Origin of the sequence: Marinomonas gallaica (assembly GCF_049821165.1) — a bacterium.
Classification (GTDB): Bacteria; Pseudomonadota; Gammaproteobacteria; order Pseudomonadales; family Marinomonadaceae; genus Marinomonas; species Marinomonas gallaica.
This window is the reverse complement of record NZ_CP187511.1, coordinates 565,904-580,549: the sequence shown is the minus strand read 5'-3', so window position 1 is coordinate 580,549 and position 14,646 is coordinate 565,904. Positions and strand designations below refer to the sequence as shown.

Below are 14,646 nucleotides of genomic sequence, written 5' to 3'. Positions count from 1 at the left end.
GGCAGATGAAAAATAACCAATGTTCGACAAGACGCGTTGTTTAAGGTCTTTTAGACTTATCAGGTCTGTACCTCTTTCTATTTGACAATGATTAGCACAAAAACGGCCTCCGATGAGGCCGTTTTTGTTAGACAGGCAAATCGTTACGATTTCGTCGTGGGGATGTCTTGGGTTTCATCTTCGTTGTTTTCATTCCAGATGTTTTCATCGATCTGGTCTTTCAGCTCAGGGTATTCTCTGGCATCAAAGACAGGGATGTGAGTTTTACGTTGCTTGAAGAAGTCTTTGGTCAGTTTCACGACCACGCCTGACAACATGACGATGGCGATTAAGTTGATGGTTGCCATCAGCCCCATGGCCGCATCGGCGGCATTGAAGACCATCGCAACACTTTGGTATGCCCCCCAAGGGATCATGGCTAATGCCAAGACACGTAGAATGAAAATACCGGGCTTGGTCGCCCATTTGAGGTACGTGAGCGCATTTTCTGCGTAGCTGTAATTACCAATGATGGATGTAAAGGCAAAGAACAAAATCGCAATGGCAACAAAGTAGCTACCAAAGCCGCCTAGGTGCTCATCAAGGGCTGTTTGTGTGAGCATAATGCCGGTTTCATCTGTACCCATTGCGCCTGACAGTAAGATCATCAATGCCGTGGCAGTACAGACAAGCAAGGTATCAATGAACACACCGAGTGACTGCACCATGCCTTGAGACGATGGATGATGCGGATAGGGTGTCGCGACGGCTGCGATGTTCGGCGCCGACCCCATGCCCGCTTCGTTTGAGAACAAACCACGTTTTACACCGTTTAGTAAGGCACCCGCGACGCCACCTGCCGCTTGCTCAAAGCCGAAGGCACTTTTCACAATCAGTGCCAGTGCGGCAGGTACTTCTTCAATATTGACGACAATCACGAACAGCGCCAATAGCAAGTAGGCGCCCGCCATAAACGGAACAAGGATCTCGGCAACACGGGCAATTTTCTTGATGCCACCGAAAATTACCACAGCAGCCAGCGCCATGATGACAAAGCCGGTTGCCAGTTTAGGGATGTTAAAGGCTTCTTCCATTGCGCCAGCAATTGAGTTGGCTTGCACGGCGTTAAACACTAAACCAAAGGCAAGAATCAATGCCAATGAGAACAGCGCTCCAGCCCACGGGGCTTTTAGGCCTTTAGCAATATAGAATGCAGGGCCGCCGCGTAGCTGGCCGTTGGCGTCGCGCACTTTATAAAGCTGCGCCAAAGTGCTCTCAGCATAGGCGGTTGCCATACCAATCAATGCAACCATCCACATCCAGAAAATCGCGCCTGGGCCACCTAAGACGAGTGCAACAGCCACGCCTGCCATGTTGCCGGTGCCGACACGAGAAGCAAGGCTGGTGCAAAGTGCTTGAAAAGGAGAAATACCGCCACGGTCGTTTTGTGGAGTGCGCATGATGGTGCGAATGAACTCTGGGAAGTGTCGGATTTGAATAAATGCGAGTCGGATGGTGAAGAATACACCGACCGCGAGCAAGCCATAAATGAGGATATAACCCCAAAATAGATTGTTTAATGTATCAATAATAGCGGCCATAAGACTCTCCATATTATGTTTTTATGTAGGGAAAGCACATGGAGCATAGGATCGAGCGCCCCTTCCCTGGAAGCACGCAAAGACAGCGCGACACTAAACATAGCAATTATAAAGTCGATCAACTGGACAAAAAGAGTGCAAACACTAAGTGACTAAAATCATTGGGTAATTGGGATCAGATGGTTTGGGTAAGATGAAAACAATCTCGAACCGCCAACGGTGATTCTCGTAGCTTTTCCTTAATCTGATGTCTTCACCGCAGAGAAAGACGCGTCTTACACAGCGTGAAACACAGTGGTAGTAGGGGAATTAGTTGGCTTCTTGCTTTAGGCATGTGCTGATTATCGGTCAATTGGCTTATAATGCGGCACTCAAGTCTGTGTGTGATAACGCATCAGCGTAGCAGAACATTAGGGATTTAAGATTTTTGAAAATGGAGTAGTAAGGATGAATAGGACTGAAATGGAAGCATTCGAATCAACACAAGAGTACGTTGGGTTTTGGGCAAGATGTGGTGCGTCATTTATTGACAGTATTTTAATAATTGTATTTACATTTCCAATGTTACATACAATCTATGGCAGTCAGTATTGGAGCTCAGATCAGTTCATTATAGGGTTGCCTGATTTTATTATTAGTTGGGTGCTGCCTATTGTCGTAACAGTTTTGTTTTGGATTTATAAATCAGCTACCCCAGGTAAAATGGTGATCAAAGCCAGAATACTCGATGCCGCTACAGGTAACGTTCCAACAATAAAGCAGTCAATCATTCGTTATTTTGGCTATTTTATTTCAATGCTGCCCTTTGGTCTTGGTTTTTTCTGGGTCGCTTGGGATAAAAAGAAACAAGCGTGGCATGATAAGCTTGCTGGTACAGTCGTGATACGTCCGGTTAATAGAGGTGTTGAAATCGTAAAGTTTTCCGTGAAGTAATTGGGTTCAGATGAAAGTAACCAAAAAAAGCCACGCCTGTATCAGGCGTGGCTTTTGTGTGTTAGGCGTGTTGGTTACGCAGGTATTTGCTGGGTAATGCAGTGCAAGTTCCCACCGCCGAGTAGGATTTCGCGTGAGGGAATGCCCACTAACGTATGCTCTGGAAAGGCGGTTGCTAAGACGTCTTTCGCGCGTTCATCTTGTGTGCTGTCCAGTTGCGGGTAGAAGATGGCGTCGTTGCAGATTAAGAAGTTCGCGTACGATCCGCCGAGACGTTCGCCTGCTTCGCGTGCCATACGGTCCGGTTGTACTAAGCCTGCGGCTTCTTCTTGAGACATGTAGAGTGGTCCCGGAAGCGGCATCTGATGCACTTTGATCTTCCGCCCCTTGGCATCGGTTTCGTTGGCCAGTACGTCTAACGCTTTTTGGCTGATGGCGTATTGCGGATCCGCGTTGTCGTCACAGACGGTCAGGATCACTTCGCCGGGTTTGACCACATGCAGGATGTTGTCAATGTGGCCATTGGTTTCATCGTTGAATAAACCTAATGGCAGCCAGATGACTTTTTCGATGCCCAAGTAATCCATGAGATACGCTTCGATCTCTGCACGGCTTAAATCTGGGTTACGACTGGGGTGCAGTAGACATTCTTCGGTGGTGTAGACGGTACCTTCTCCATCGCAGTGAATGGAGCCACCTTCAAGAATAAGCGGGGCGTTGTAGCACACCACATCTTCATGTTCGGAGATACGTATGCCAACGGTTTCGTCGTCTGACCAGTCATCGTAGAGCCCATCAAGCTCCCCACCCCATGCGTTAAACTGCCAATTGACGGCACGCTTCTCGCCGGCGTTGTTGATGACCATGGTCGGGCCAATGTCCCGCATCCACGCATCGTTATAGGCCATCGGAAAAATCTGTACCTGATCTGGCAGCATGGCTCTTGCTTGTGTCTCTTGCTCCGGCAGGACGGCGACTTTGACGGTGACGTAGCGGCTTAGGCATTTGATGAAATGCGCGAAGATCGCCTGTGCTGGTGCGGCTTGTTTGCGCCAGTTGTCTGGTCGAGTGGGCCACGCCAGCCACACGCTGGCAAGAGGGCTATGCTCTCCCGGCATCCAAAAACCGTCTGCTTTAGGGGTAGGTACTTGCATAGCGGCTCCTATTTGACTTGTCCATCAAGGGTTTTGATCACATCGTAATGCTCTGGACGACGATCTCGGAATAAGCCCCACGCTTTGCGCTGAGTGCGTATGTGCGCAAGATCGAAGGTGTGGACTAACACGTCTTCGCTGTCGCGGTTGGCTTGTTGAACAAGCTCGCCAGTTTCATCACAAATAAATGAAGACCCGTAGAACGTCAGTTCTAAATCGCGATGCTGAGCGGTTTCCTTGCCAATACGGTTGGAGGCAATCACAGGTACTTGGTTGGCGGCGGCATGACCGCGCATGGTGTTGGTCCAGTGTGGCATGGTATCAAGCTGTGGTTGGCTAGGTTCAGAGCCTATCGCAGTTGGGAACAATAAGATATCCGCACCCATTAAGGCCATAGAGCGTGCGGTTTCAGGGAACCACTGATCCCAACAGATGCCTACACCAACGCAACCGAACTTGGTTTGCCATACTTTAAAGCCGGTATCCCCAGGGCTGAAGTAGTATTTTTCTAAGTAGCCATCGCTGTCTGGGATATGTGTTTTACGATATACGCCCAGTAACTCACCACCGGCATCGATCATGGCGACGGAGTTAAAGCGAACTTGCCCTGCTTTTTCAAACCAGCTGAACGGCAAGACCACATTAAGCTCTTTGGCCAGAGTGGTAAAACGCTGGAATGCCTCATTTTCAGCAAGTGTGGTGGCCAAGTCATGGTAAGGCTCATGAATCTCAATACAAAAATACGGCGTCTCAAAAAGCTCTTGGATCAAAATAATTTGTGCGCCTTGCGAGGCCGCGTTGCGAATCAACTTTTCAGCACGGCTGAGGTTGTCCTGTTGATCCCAAGTACAGTGCATTTGTGTGGCCGCCACCGTTACTTTTGACATAGTGTGCTCTCCAGATCATCACCCAGATGGGTACAGTTATTGTAATAAACAAATCGGCAAAGAGTTTGCTTTGACGTACTGCCTCATCTTAGTGAGCTGCTAAAAAAACGATATACCCCCACGGGGATATGGTGAGATAGGATGGCACTCAGTTAACTTAGAACCCTAGCAATTCACTACACGTTCCCCGTGAGCGTCAGAGAAAGGACGGACGAATGAAAACCTATCAACAATGGCAAACACTTCAACAGGAACTGTCCCTGTCGACGCAGGCCTACATCAATGGACGTTTCACGCCAGCGCAAAGCGGTGACACATTCGCCTGCATTAATCCGACTGACGAGCGCTTACTGGGAAACGTTGCCAGCTGTGATGCGGCGGATGTCGACATCGCTGTGGATGTGGCGAAAGCGGCCTTTAAAAGCGGTACTTGGTCGGATATGGCACCGAGTAAACGCAAGCGCATTTTACAAAAGTGGGCTGATTTACTGGAGCAGCATCAAGACGAGTTGGCGTTAATCGATACCTTAGATATGGGGAAATCCATTTCTGAAATGGTCAATATTGATGTACCAGACTCGATCGACTCCCTACGTTGGTCGGCGGAATGCATCGATAAACTGTATGGCGAAATTGCGCCAACCAATAAAGACAATCTAGCGTTGATCAGTCGCGAAGCATTAGGTGTGGTAGCGATCATCACACCATGGAATTACCCTTTGATGATGGTGATGTGGAAGATTGCGCCTGCGCTGGCAGCGGGCAATTGCGTTATCCTGAAACCCTCTGAAAAGTCGCCGTTGAGTGCGTTACGAATTGCCGAGTTAGCAACGCAAGCGGGGGTCCCAGATGGTGTCTTCAATGTCCTCCCCGGTTATGGTCACACCGCTGGTAAAGCCCTTGCGTTGCACCACGATATTGGCACGTTGGCTTTCACTGGTTCCAGCCGTGTCGCCGGAATGCTGATGCAATATGCGGGTCAGTCCAATATGAAGCGCGTATGGCTCGAAGCCGGTGGTAAATCCCCGTGCTTGGTGTTTGAAGACTGCAAAGACATTCAAGCGGCCGCGAAAGGCGCCGCAACGGCCATCTTTACTAATCAAGGCGAAGTCTGTATCGCTTGTTCGCGTTTGTATGTGCAAAACAGCATCAAAGACGAATTCATGGTGGCGCTACTGGAGGCGGCCAAAGCGTATGTGCCGGGCGACCCTTTGGACCCTGCAACCAAAATGGGGCCGATGGTCGACAAAGCCCAGCTGGATACCGTGACGCGTTTTATTGAAAGTGCCATCGCGGATGGGGCGACGTTAGCCTTAGGTGGCGTACCTGAGTATCAAGCGGGGCAAGGCTTCTACGCTAAGCCAACTATTTTTACCGACGCGACGCATGAGATGGAATTTGTCCGCGAAGAAATTTTTGGCCCAGTGTTAGCCGTCATGGGATTTGACAGCGAAGACGAGGCGATTGCGCTGGCAAATGACTCTAAATACGGGTTAGGGGCCTCTGTATGGACCAACGACTTAGGCCGTGCGCATCGTGTTAGTCGTCTTTTAGAGTCGGGCATGGTGTGGGTAAACACTTGGGGCGATGGTGATAGTACAGTGCCATTTGGTGGCGTTAAAGCCTCTGGTAATGGCCGTGATAAATCATGGCACGCACTAGAGAAATACACCGAACTCAAAAATACGTGGATCAGTCTCAAATAAATATTGGGGTTGCTAACCACCGTTTATCGCCCTCTCAGCGTTTAAAACGAGGGCGGCAGGCGAAGCCTGCCATAAACCTATTATCAGTCTTTAAGCTTTGGAAGGTCGTTTATTATGTCATCTCCTACTCATGCAAACTCTTATTATGCGGCCTCCGCAAACGACAAAACACCGCGTCCGCAGTTAACCGGCGAGCACCGTTGCGATGTCTGTGTGGTGGGGGCTGGATTTACCGGCATTTCTACTGCGCTGGCGTTGGCCGAAAAAGGCAAACGTGTGATTGTCGTTGAAGGCAGTCGTATTGGTTTTGGCGCCTCGGGTCGTAACGGCGGTCAAATCGTTAACAGCTTCAACCGAGATATTGATTACATCTTTGATAATTACGGTGAGGATATTGGCCAGAAAATGGCGAAAATGGCCTTTGCTGGGGCCGATCTGATCCGTCATCGCATTGAAAAATACAATATTGATTGCGACTTAAAACACGGCAACGTCTTTGCGGCCTGCAATAAAAAGCAATTTGAAGAGCTAAAAGCCAAGCAAGCATTGTGGGAGTCTCATGGCCACAATGAACTTGAGCTACTGACTTCCTCTACGATTCAAGACCACATTGGTAGCGATCGCTACGAGGGTGGTTTACTGGATCGCAAAGGCGGCCATATTCAACCGTTAAACCTTGTTTTAGGCCAAGCACAAGCCTTTGAAAGCCTTGGAGGACTGATCTTCGAAGACTCAGAAGTGGTGCGTTTAGAAAAAGGTGTGCCAGGCAAAGTCGTGACCAAACAAGGTTCTGTGATTGCCGATAAAATCGTCGTCGCAGGTAATGCGTACATCTTTGGCATATTGCCAGAGATCGAGAAAAAGGCCATGCCTTGTGGCACACAAGTGATTGCTACCGAGCCGTTATCGCCTGAGATGCAAAAACAACTGTTACCAACGGATCGTTGTGTAGAAGACTGTAACTATGTGCTGGATTACTACCGCTTATCCGGCGATGGACGTCTAATTTATGGCGGCGGCACCACCTATGGCGCGCGTGATCCAGGTGAAATTGAGTCGATCATTGTGCCGAAGATGCTGAAAACCTATCCGATGTTGAAAGGCACAAAAATCGATTTTGCGTGGACCGGTAACTTCCTGTTGACCATGATGCGCATGCCTCAGGTCGGTAAAATCGGCGAGAACTTGTACTACGCACAAGGCTACTCTGGCCATGGCGTGACCAATTCACATTTGATGGGCGAAATCTTATCGGATGCGATAGACGGTGATACCGAACGCTTTGATGTGTTCGCCAGCATGCCACAGTATCAGTTCCCAGGCGGTCGCATGTTACGCGTGCCCTACACCGTTGTTGGTGCGGCGTACTACAACATGCGTGATCGATTAGGCATCTAGTGGGGTCACGGATAAAGAAATGAAAACAGCCGCTCATGAGCGGCTGTTTTGTGTTTATACATTCGGCAGTGATCGCATTCAGTTATACAACTTCTCGGTCTAATGCGTCTAAGTGACTGAGAAATAGCGTGAAAATTTCAGATTGTGTGGAGGTGTCCAAGCGCGCATGAATGTTTTTACGATGCACCTTAACTGTGCCAGCGCTGATGCCCAGTTCGTTGGCAATGGACTTTGATGAGTGCCCTTTCAGTAATAGCCCGAGTATCTCCTGCTCGCGGGTCGTTAAAACACCTTGAGCAAAGGTTTTCAGTGCATGTTTAAGCGGCCCGGTAGACGGTGCTCGCTCAATAAACTCCCCTGCTTGCGCCATCCAAAACTGCCCTATTAACGCTTCCAACATAGGGAATACGGTTTTTAGATTATTCAGCTCTGTACGGCGCACAGAGCCAATCGTTTTTTTACGCCCCAGAGACACGGCGCAGGTGGTGTTTTTATCCAAGTCCACCAAGATGTTGATCTCATCGACCAAATCAAACTTTTGATAGCAGGACTGGTAATACTCCGTTTCTTCAAATGAATCGGGCGCCATATCCACCAAACGATAAATGCCGGGTGCAATGCCTTGTTGGATCGAGTTAAACACAGGGTCGAGTAAATACGCCTGATTTAAATACGTGCGTAAGGTTTGGCTTTGCTCCGCTGGGTCGGAGGGATAAATGAGCAGTGGTTTCAGTGCTTTTTTATAAGTCACCACGATAATGGTGTCAAAGTAGCATAGATTGCTTAAAACCCCTTCTAATACACTTGGAAAGCTAGGCACACGAACGTGACAGGTCAGTGTGGCTAAATCCTTCATGATTTCTGAAAGACCTAGCTGTCCTCGTAAGGTGTTTGTTTGCATGAGTATAACGCCTCTTCTACTTGGATCGAATACGGTGTGACGGGTCAAGCAAGCCTAGCCGTCCTGACGCTGGCTTAAATGAAGCAACTTGTGCGCCAGTTTTCAGGTCTTAACGCATCCTCTATAAATCGATCAAAATGTCGGTTTTTATTTTCTTATCCCGTCTAGGAATGTGCTCTTAGTCAGACAAAAATACATCGACTTTGTATCTGTCCGTGTAGTAAAAATAAATCGGATAACCCGAAATATTTTTCGGTTTAAGATGCGCAGGTTCGCTCCATTTAGGTCTGCTTCCTTATCAAAGTGCCTATATATCAATGCCTTTAGAGCAGCAAAGATAAATAACTGTAATCCTATTAGAGTAGTTTTTATACAAATAGTGCCTTATTGCATATACCTAATCGGGGATAGTTACTCGCATCATTTGCTCGGGTTACAGTGAGTTATATCGAGAGAACCTAACCTGAAATCACTGATTTAATGCTTAACTCGAATTAAAGTTCGGCTATTCATGCGTTAAAGAGTCTCCCGCAGTAAGACTAATTTCATAAGAGAGCTTTTTATGTCGGATATTTACGATAGCAACAATGAGTTTGATTTGTTCATTACAGATCTTAACGGTAACTTGCGCGGTAAGCGTATGCCTTCGAGTGGTTTGAAAAGCGTGATGACGCAAGGAGTGAAATTGCCTCACTCTGTCATCGGTTTTGACCACTGGGGAGATGACGTGCTTGAAAATGGCATGGTGTTTGAGACAGGCGACAGCGACGGTATTTGTTTACCCGTTCATGATGCACCGATTTCTGTACCGTGGGCCGAGTCGGCACGTGATCAGCTCTTAGCGATGATGTTTAATGCCGATGGCACACCGTTTTACCCAGATCCTCGTCAAATCCTAACGCGCATCGTAAAGCGCTTTAAAGATCTCGGTTATACCCCAGTGGTGGCAACAGAATTAGAGTTTTACCTGTTGGATGGTTCGTCTGAAGCCAAGCGTGTCCCTTCGCCACCGGTCATTGTGGATGGCAATGGCTGTCGTCTTAGCAAGACAGATTGTTATTCCATTGAAGAAATGGATGGCCTAGAAGGCTTTTTCGCCGAAGTACGTGCTGCCTGTGAAGCGCAAGGCATTCCAGCGGATACGATCATTTCGGAATTAGGCCCAGGCCAATTCGAAATTAATATGAAGCACACCGATGATGCCGTGCTTGCTGCGGACCACGCGATCATGTTCAAGCGTTTAATCAAAGGCGTGGCTCGCCAACATGATTTCGGCGCGACCTTCATGGCGAAACCGTACGCGGATAAGAGTGGTAATGGGTTCCATGTACATTTCAGCTTGCTGGATGAAAAGGGCAATAACGTGTTCGACAATGGCACGGAAGAAGGCTCAAGTTTGTTAAAACAAGCCGTGGCCGGACTGCTCAATCACATGTCAGATTCTATGCTGGTGTTTGCGCCGCATTTAAACTCTTATCGCCGTTTTCAAAATGGCGCTCATGCACCTACCTTCGCCAGCTGGGGCTATGAAAACCGCACCGTAGCCGTTCGTATTCCTGAAAGCGAAAACATTGCACGCCGTATCGAGCACCGTGTCTCGGGCGCCGATGCGAATCCTTACCTTGTTTTAGCCGCCGTCTTGGGCGCTGCCTTACATGGCATAGAAGCGAAAATGTCGCCTCCAGAACCTATTGAAGGCGATGCCTACGCGATGTCTGAACGCTTTGAAGCACTGCCTAATCGATGGGAGTTGGCGTCTGAATCGTTTCTGGATAGCGCCTTTTTACTGGATTACTTAGGGCCTGAATTTGTCCGTGTTTATGGCTCGGCCAAAGAACAGGAACAACAAAAAATTTATGCGCGCATATCCAATGTGGAATATGAAGCCTATTTATAAGCGCGTTACCCTGAATAAATAACAAGAGAGTCTCAAAGCCTCCAAGAACAAAAAATAATGTCACAACTGGAACAGGCCAATAACAGTTGGCCTATAATGGGAGTCCCCAATATGAAACGTAATACATTAAGTTTTTTGATCGCTGGTGCTGTGTCGACCTTTGCTGCAAGCAGTTATGCAGAGGACGTGGTCAACGTTTATAACTGGTCAAACTATATGGCGCCGGGCGCTTTGGATCAATTCACCAAAGAAACGGGTATCAAGGTGAATTACGACGTGTATGACAGCAATGAAGTGCTAGAAGCCAAGCTGATGGCGGGCGGTTCTGGCTACGATGTTGTCATGCCGTCTAACTCTTTCTTTGAGCGTCAAGTACAGGCTGGCGTGTACCAGAAAATCGATAAGAGCAAGCTAAGCAACTACGCCAACCTCGACCAGACCTTGGCGAAGACGATTGAGCAGCATGATGCTGGCAACCAATACAATATTCCTTACGCATGGGGCACCATTGGGATTGGCTACAACACCAAAATGATCGAAGAGCGTCTGGGGACTACTGAGATCGATTCTTGGGATGTTCTGTTTGACCCCAATACAGCGGCAAAACTGGCGGACTGTGGCATTACCGTGTTGGATTCCCCAGCTGAAATGATGTCTGTCGTGAATAACTATCGCGGCGTAGATCCAAATTCGGAAGACAAAGGTGAGCTGGAAGCCTCGGCTAAACTGATGGCGGGTCTTCGTGAGAGCATTAAGTACTTCCATTCGAGTCAGTACATTTCTGATCTGGCCAACGGTGATGTGTGTGTCTCAGTGGGTTACAACGGCGATGTATTGCAGTCGCAAAGTCGTGCTACCGAAGCGGGACAGGGCGTAGACATTGAATTTGTGATTCCGAAAGAAGGCACGGTGGCGTGGTTCGACTTGATGGCGATTCCTGCCGATGCCCCTCACCCAGAAGCAGCGCATAAATTCATCGACTTTATCTTAAAAGCGGACATCGCTGCGGCGATCTCAAACTATGTGTACTTCGCGGTACCGAATACAGCCGCTGAGTCGATGCTCAATGACGACGTAGCGAACAATAAAGGCATCTACCCTCCGCAAGCGGTAAAAGAAAATCTATACGTACAGTCGGCGCACACATCGCGCTTTGACCGTTCGTTAACGCGTGCTTGGACCAATATCAAAACCGGTCGTTAAGCTCACGCGACGTTGCTAGGCGGTGCCCTTTATCGCCTAGCGGCTTTCTTTTATTGCTAAGTAGGTGAGCTATGTCTGTATCCTCCGTTATGCCTCAAACGACGTCACATGAGAAACTAAACTGGCGTCAGAACGATGCGGAACCCTTTGTCCGAATCGAACAAATCAACAAACAGTTCGGCGATTTCACCGCCGTCAATAATGTCTCGCTGGATATTTATAAGAATGAACTGTTTTGTCTGCTGGGGGGCTCTGGCTCCGGGAAAAGTACCTTATTACGCATGTTAGCGGGCTTTGAAGCGCCGACGTCAGGCCGCATCATTATTGATGGCGTTGATATGTCTAACACGCCTCCTTGGGAACGCCCAGTCAATATGATGTTTCAGTCCTACGCGTTATTTCCGCACCTGAGCGTGGAAGCCAATGTGGGGTTTGGCCTGAAACGCGAAGGGTTGCCCAGTGGTGAAGTGCAAAAGCGCGTTGCTGACATGCTCGACATGGTGCAACTCGGTCACTTGGCGCGCCGAAAACCGCATATGTTGTCGGGTGGACAGCGTCAGCGGGTTGCACTGGCACGCTCGTTGGTGAAACAACCCAAGCTTCTTCTATTGGACGAACCGCTCGGTGCGCTGGACAAAAAACTCCGTGAAGAAACGCAGTTTGAACTGATGCGCATACAAGAAGAGTTGGGCATTACCTTCGTCGTGGTCACCCATGACCAAGAAGAAGCCATGACGTTGGCGACGCGTATTGGCGTGATGAACAATGGTGTGATTGTGCAGACGGCCGAGCCCCATGACATGTACGAATACCCAAACAATCGTTTTGTCGCCGAATTCATTGGTAATGTGAATCTATTTGAAGGCACCGTGGTTACGGATGAACGCGACAGCGCTACCGTGCATTGCTCTGACCTCCAAGAGATGGTGTATTTGGATCATGGTGTCAGCTGTGCGCCGAACCAAAGTGTCAGTGTTGCCATTCGTCCAGAGAAAATACGCATCACCCGTGATGCCCCCGACAGCCCTCACAATCGCAGCGAAGGCGTGATCACAGACGTGGCGTATATGGGCAGCCAATCGATCTACAAAGTGCGATTACTTTCAGGCAAAGAAGTGCGAGTGACACAGCCTAATGTGTATCGAGATTCGGGCGACCGTTTAACATGGGATGATCATGTCTACCTTTCATGGGAACCTGAGAGTAGCGTGGTACTGACATCATGATGACTACTTCAGCACCCTCCGATTCCTCGCGTCCAAGTCTGTTTCAGCGGTTTAAATCACTTCGTTTAGGTCGCTGGTTAGTGATCATGGTTCCCATGTTGTGGTTGGCGGCCTTTTTCTTTATTCCCTTTTTGGTGGTGTTCAAAATCTCCTTATCCGAGGCGATGATTGCCATTCCGCCCTATTCACCTTTGTTTGAATGGGACCCAGACAGTGCCTTTGCGACGCTTAAAGTGACCTTTGGCAACTACTTGTTTTTGTTTGAATCGCGGTTTTACCTCGACGCGTATTTAAGCTCATTACGCATTGCGGCCATCTCAACGTTTTTCACCTTAATTATCGGTTTTCCCATTGCCTATTTGATTGCTCGCAGTGGACCGACAATGCGTACGGTTCTACTGTCGTTGGTGATACTGCCCTTTTGGACCTCGTTTTTATTACGTGTGTACGCCTGGATGGCGCTGCTGAAAAAGAATGGTTTGGTCAACGAAGTTTTGATGTCGATTGGTTTGATTGATCAGCCGTTGCAGATACTACAGACGGATTTTGCCGTGTACCTCGGCATTGTGTATACCTATTTGCCGTTTATGATTTTGCCGCTTTACACGACGCTGGAAAAAATGGATTTGAGCTTGATCGAAGCCGCGCAAGATCTTGGTGCCAAACCTTGGCGCGCGTTTTGCTTAGTAACGTTGCCGTTGGCCAAGCCCGGCATTATTGCTGGCTGTATGCTGGTGTTTATTCCAGCGGTGGGCGAATACGTTATCCCGGCACTATTAGGCGGTTCCGATACGCTGATGATCGGACGTGTACTGTGGGATGAGTTCTTCTTAAATCGAGACTGGCCGCTCGCTTCTGCAGTCGCCATTGTCATGTTAATTGTGCTGGTAGGGCCAATTATGTTCATGCGTAATGGCAATAAGGAGGGGTTATGATTAAAGGTAACTCTTGGACACTTAAACTCAGCGCGGGCTTTGGTTTTTTGTTTCTTTATGCGCCCATCATTGCGCTGATTGTCTACAGCTTCAATAAATCTCAGCTGGTAACGGTCTGGGGTGGTTGGTCATTGAAATGGTATGGCGAGCTGTTTCAGAATGAGCAAATCATGAATGCCGCGTGGGTGAGCCTGAAAATCGCTCTGATCAGTGCGACTTTAGCTGCGGTTCTAGGCACAATCGCGGGCTTTGTTTTAAGCCGAATGCGTAAGTTTCGTGGCAAAACCATCTTATCGGGTTGGGTGACGGCCCCTTTGGTGATGCCAGAAGTGATCACCGGCTTATCCTTGTTGCTGTTGTTCGTTGCGTTGGAAAATATGTTCGGCTGGCCTGCCGGCCGAGGCACGATGACGATCGTCATCGCGCATACGACGTTTTGTTTGGCGTACGTCGCCGTGGTGGTGCAATCCCGCCTAGCGTCGTTAGATGAAACACTGGAAGAAGCGGCGATGGACTTGGGTGCCAAACCTACATCGTTGTTTTTCTTAATTACATTACCGTTGATCGCCCCTGCTATCTTGTCGGGTTGGTTGCTGTCGTTTACCTTATCACTGGATGATTTAGTGATTGCCAGCTTTGTTTCCGGTCCGGGTAACTCGACCTTGCCGATGGTGATTTTCTCTAAAGTTCGTCTCGGTGTTACACCAGAAATCAATGCCCTAGCGACCTTAATGATCCTTGCCGTATCCATCGCAGTGATTGCGGCCATTGTGATCATGCGTCGTCAAAATCGATTCCAAGGGCCTTAAACGCGGTTTGTCAGAGG

The 14,646-nt window shown here is 48.6% G+C and carries 12 protein-coding genes; 8 read left to right on the top strand and 4 right to left on the bottom strand.

Annotated features, from left to right (window positions below; all coding sequences use genetic code 11):
• Positions 1 to 143: 143 nt before the first annotated feature.
• A complete protein-coding gene (locus ACPUEK_RS02705) occupies positions 144 to 1,580 on the bottom strand; it encodes an alanine/glycine:cation symporter family protein (RefSeq protein ID WP_425642253.1) in 1,437 nt (478 codons plus the stop codon).
• 462 nt (positions 1,581 to 2,042) lie between these two features.
• Here ACPUEK_RS02705 and ACPUEK_RS02700 point away from each other — a divergent pair, with 462 nt between their 5' ends.
• Positions 2,043 to 2,513, top strand: coding sequence for an RDD family protein (locus tag ACPUEK_RS02700; protein WP_425642252.1), 471 nt, complete (start codon positions 2,043 to 2,045; stop codon positions 2,511 to 2,513).
• 74 nt (positions 2,514 to 2,587) lie between these two features.
• On the opposite strand, the gene aguA is transcribed toward ACPUEK_RS02700, so the two are convergent.
• Positions 2,588 to 3,667: an agmatine deiminase gene (gene aguA, locus ACPUEK_RS02695; protein WP_425642251.1), complete on the bottom strand. Its 1,080-nt coding sequence runs from the start codon at positions 3,665 to 3,667 to the stop codon at positions 2,588 to 2,590.
• 8 nt (positions 3,668 to 3,675) lie between these two features.
• Positions 3,676 to 4,554 (bottom strand): N-carbamoylputrescine amidase, encoded by an 879-nt coding sequence (gene aguB / locus ACPUEK_RS02690; RefSeq protein WP_425642250.1) that lies wholly within the window; start codon positions 4,552 to 4,554, stop codon positions 3,676 to 3,678.
• A 215-nt stretch (positions 4,555 to 4,769) separates the two neighbouring features.
• Between aguB and ACPUEK_RS02685 the strand changes: the two genes are divergently transcribed.
• Together ACPUEK_RS02685 and ACPUEK_RS02680 are read left to right on the top strand one after the other, a co-directional pair.
• Entirely contained in the window at positions 4,770 to 6,260 is a 1,491-nt protein-coding gene (locus tag ACPUEK_RS02685; RefSeq protein ID WP_425642249.1) for an aldehyde dehydrogenase, read from the top strand.
• Positions 6,261 to 6,374: 114 nt separating this feature from the next.
• The gene (locus tag ACPUEK_RS02680) at positions 6,375 to 7,658 is read left to right on the top strand and encodes an NAD(P)/FAD-dependent oxidoreductase (protein ID WP_067219154.1); all 1,284 of its coding nucleotides are present in this window, start codon (positions 6,375 to 6,377) and stop codon (positions 7,656 to 7,658) included.
• An 82-nt stretch (positions 7,659 to 7,740) separates the two neighbouring features.
• Here the strand turns inward: ACPUEK_RS02680 and ACPUEK_RS02675 are convergent, their stop codons facing one another.
• Positions 7,741 to 8,559, bottom strand: coding sequence for a LuxR C-terminal-related transcriptional regulator (locus ACPUEK_RS02675; RefSeq protein ID WP_425642248.1), 819 nt, complete (start codon positions 8,557 to 8,559; stop codon positions 7,741 to 7,743).
• Positions 8,560 to 9,121: 562 nt separating this feature from the next.
• On the opposite strand from ACPUEK_RS02675, the gene ACPUEK_RS02670 reads away from it, so the two are divergent.
• From ACPUEK_RS02670 to ACPUEK_RS02650, 5 genes are all read left to right on the top strand, one after another.
• On the top strand, positions 9,122 to 10,456 hold the full coding sequence (locus tag ACPUEK_RS02670; protein ID WP_067219160.1) for a glutamine synthetase family protein: 1,335 nt from the start codon (positions 9,122 to 9,124) through the stop codon (positions 10,454 to 10,456).
• A 111-nt stretch (positions 10,457 to 10,567) separates the two neighbouring features.
• The gene (locus ACPUEK_RS02665) at positions 10,568 to 11,659 is read left to right on the top strand and encodes a polyamine ABC transporter substrate-binding protein (RefSeq protein ID WP_425642247.1); all 1,092 of its coding nucleotides are present in this window, start codon (positions 10,568 to 10,570) and stop codon (positions 11,657 to 11,659) included.
• Between the two features lie 71 nt (positions 11,660 to 11,730).
• The gene (locus tag ACPUEK_RS02660) at positions 11,731 to 12,885 is read left to right on the top strand and encodes an ABC transporter ATP-binding protein (protein WP_067219166.1); all 1,155 of its coding nucleotides are present in this window, start codon (positions 11,731 to 11,733) and stop codon (positions 12,883 to 12,885) included.
• Positions 12,885 to 13,820, top strand: a complete 936-nt coding sequence (locus ACPUEK_RS02655) for an ABC transporter permease subunit (RefSeq protein ID WP_425643047.1) — start codon at positions 12,885 to 12,887, stop codon at positions 13,818 to 13,820. Before ACPUEK_RS02660 ends, ACPUEK_RS02655 begins: the two co-directional genes overlap by 1 nt.
• Entirely contained in the window at positions 13,817 to 14,629 is an 813-nt protein-coding gene (locus ACPUEK_RS02650) for an ABC transporter permease subunit (protein WP_067219168.1), read from the top strand. The genes ACPUEK_RS02655 and ACPUEK_RS02650 overlap by 4 nt, the downstream gene beginning before the upstream one ends.
• Positions 14,630 to 14,646: the final 17 nt, after the last annotated feature.

Bases quoted from the DNA above. Each gene is read 5' to 3' on its own strand.
- aguA (WP_425642251.1), bottom strand. From the start codon at position 3,667: ATGCAAGTACCTACCCCTAAAGCAGACGGTTTTTGGATGCCGGGAGAG.
- ACPUEK_RS02705 (WP_425642253.1), bottom strand. From the start codon at position 1,580: ATGGCCGCTATTATTGATACATTAAACAATCTATTTTGGGGTTATATC.
- ACPUEK_RS02685 (WP_425642249.1), top strand. From the start codon at position 4,770: ATGAAAACCTATCAACAATGGCAAACACTTCAACAGGAACTGTCCCTG.
- ACPUEK_RS02655 (WP_425643047.1), top strand. From the start codon at position 12,885: ATGACTACTTCAGCACCCTCCGATTCCTCGCGTCCAAGTCTGTTTCAG.
- ACPUEK_RS02675 (WP_425642248.1), bottom strand. From the start codon at position 8,559: ATGCAAACAAACACCTTACGAGGACAGCTAGGTCTTTCAGAAATCATG.
- ACPUEK_RS02700 (WP_425642252.1), top strand. From the start codon at position 2,043: ATGGAAGCATTCGAATCAACACAAGAGTACGTTGGGTTTTGGGCAAGA.
- ACPUEK_RS02680 (WP_067219154.1), top strand. From the start codon at position 6,375: ATGTCATCTCCTACTCATGCAAACTCTTATTATGCGGCCTCCGCAAAC.
- aguB (WP_425642250.1), bottom strand. From the start codon at position 4,554: ATGTCAAAAGTAACGGTGGCGGCCACACAAATGCACTGTACTTGGGAT.
- ACPUEK_RS02670 (WP_067219160.1), top strand. From the start codon at position 9,122: ATGTCGGATATTTACGATAGCAACAATGAGTTTGATTTGTTCATTACA.
- ACPUEK_RS02650 (WP_067219168.1), top strand. From the start codon at position 13,817: ATGATTAAAGGTAACTCTTGGACACTTAAACTCAGCGCGGGCTTTGGT.
- ACPUEK_RS02660 (WP_067219166.1), top strand. From the start codon at position 11,731: ATGTCTGTATCCTCCGTTATGCCTCAAACGACGTCACATGAGAAACTA.
- ACPUEK_RS02665 (WP_425642247.1), top strand. From the start codon at position 10,568: ATGAAACGTAATACATTAAGTTTTTTGATCGCTGGTGCTGTGTCGACC.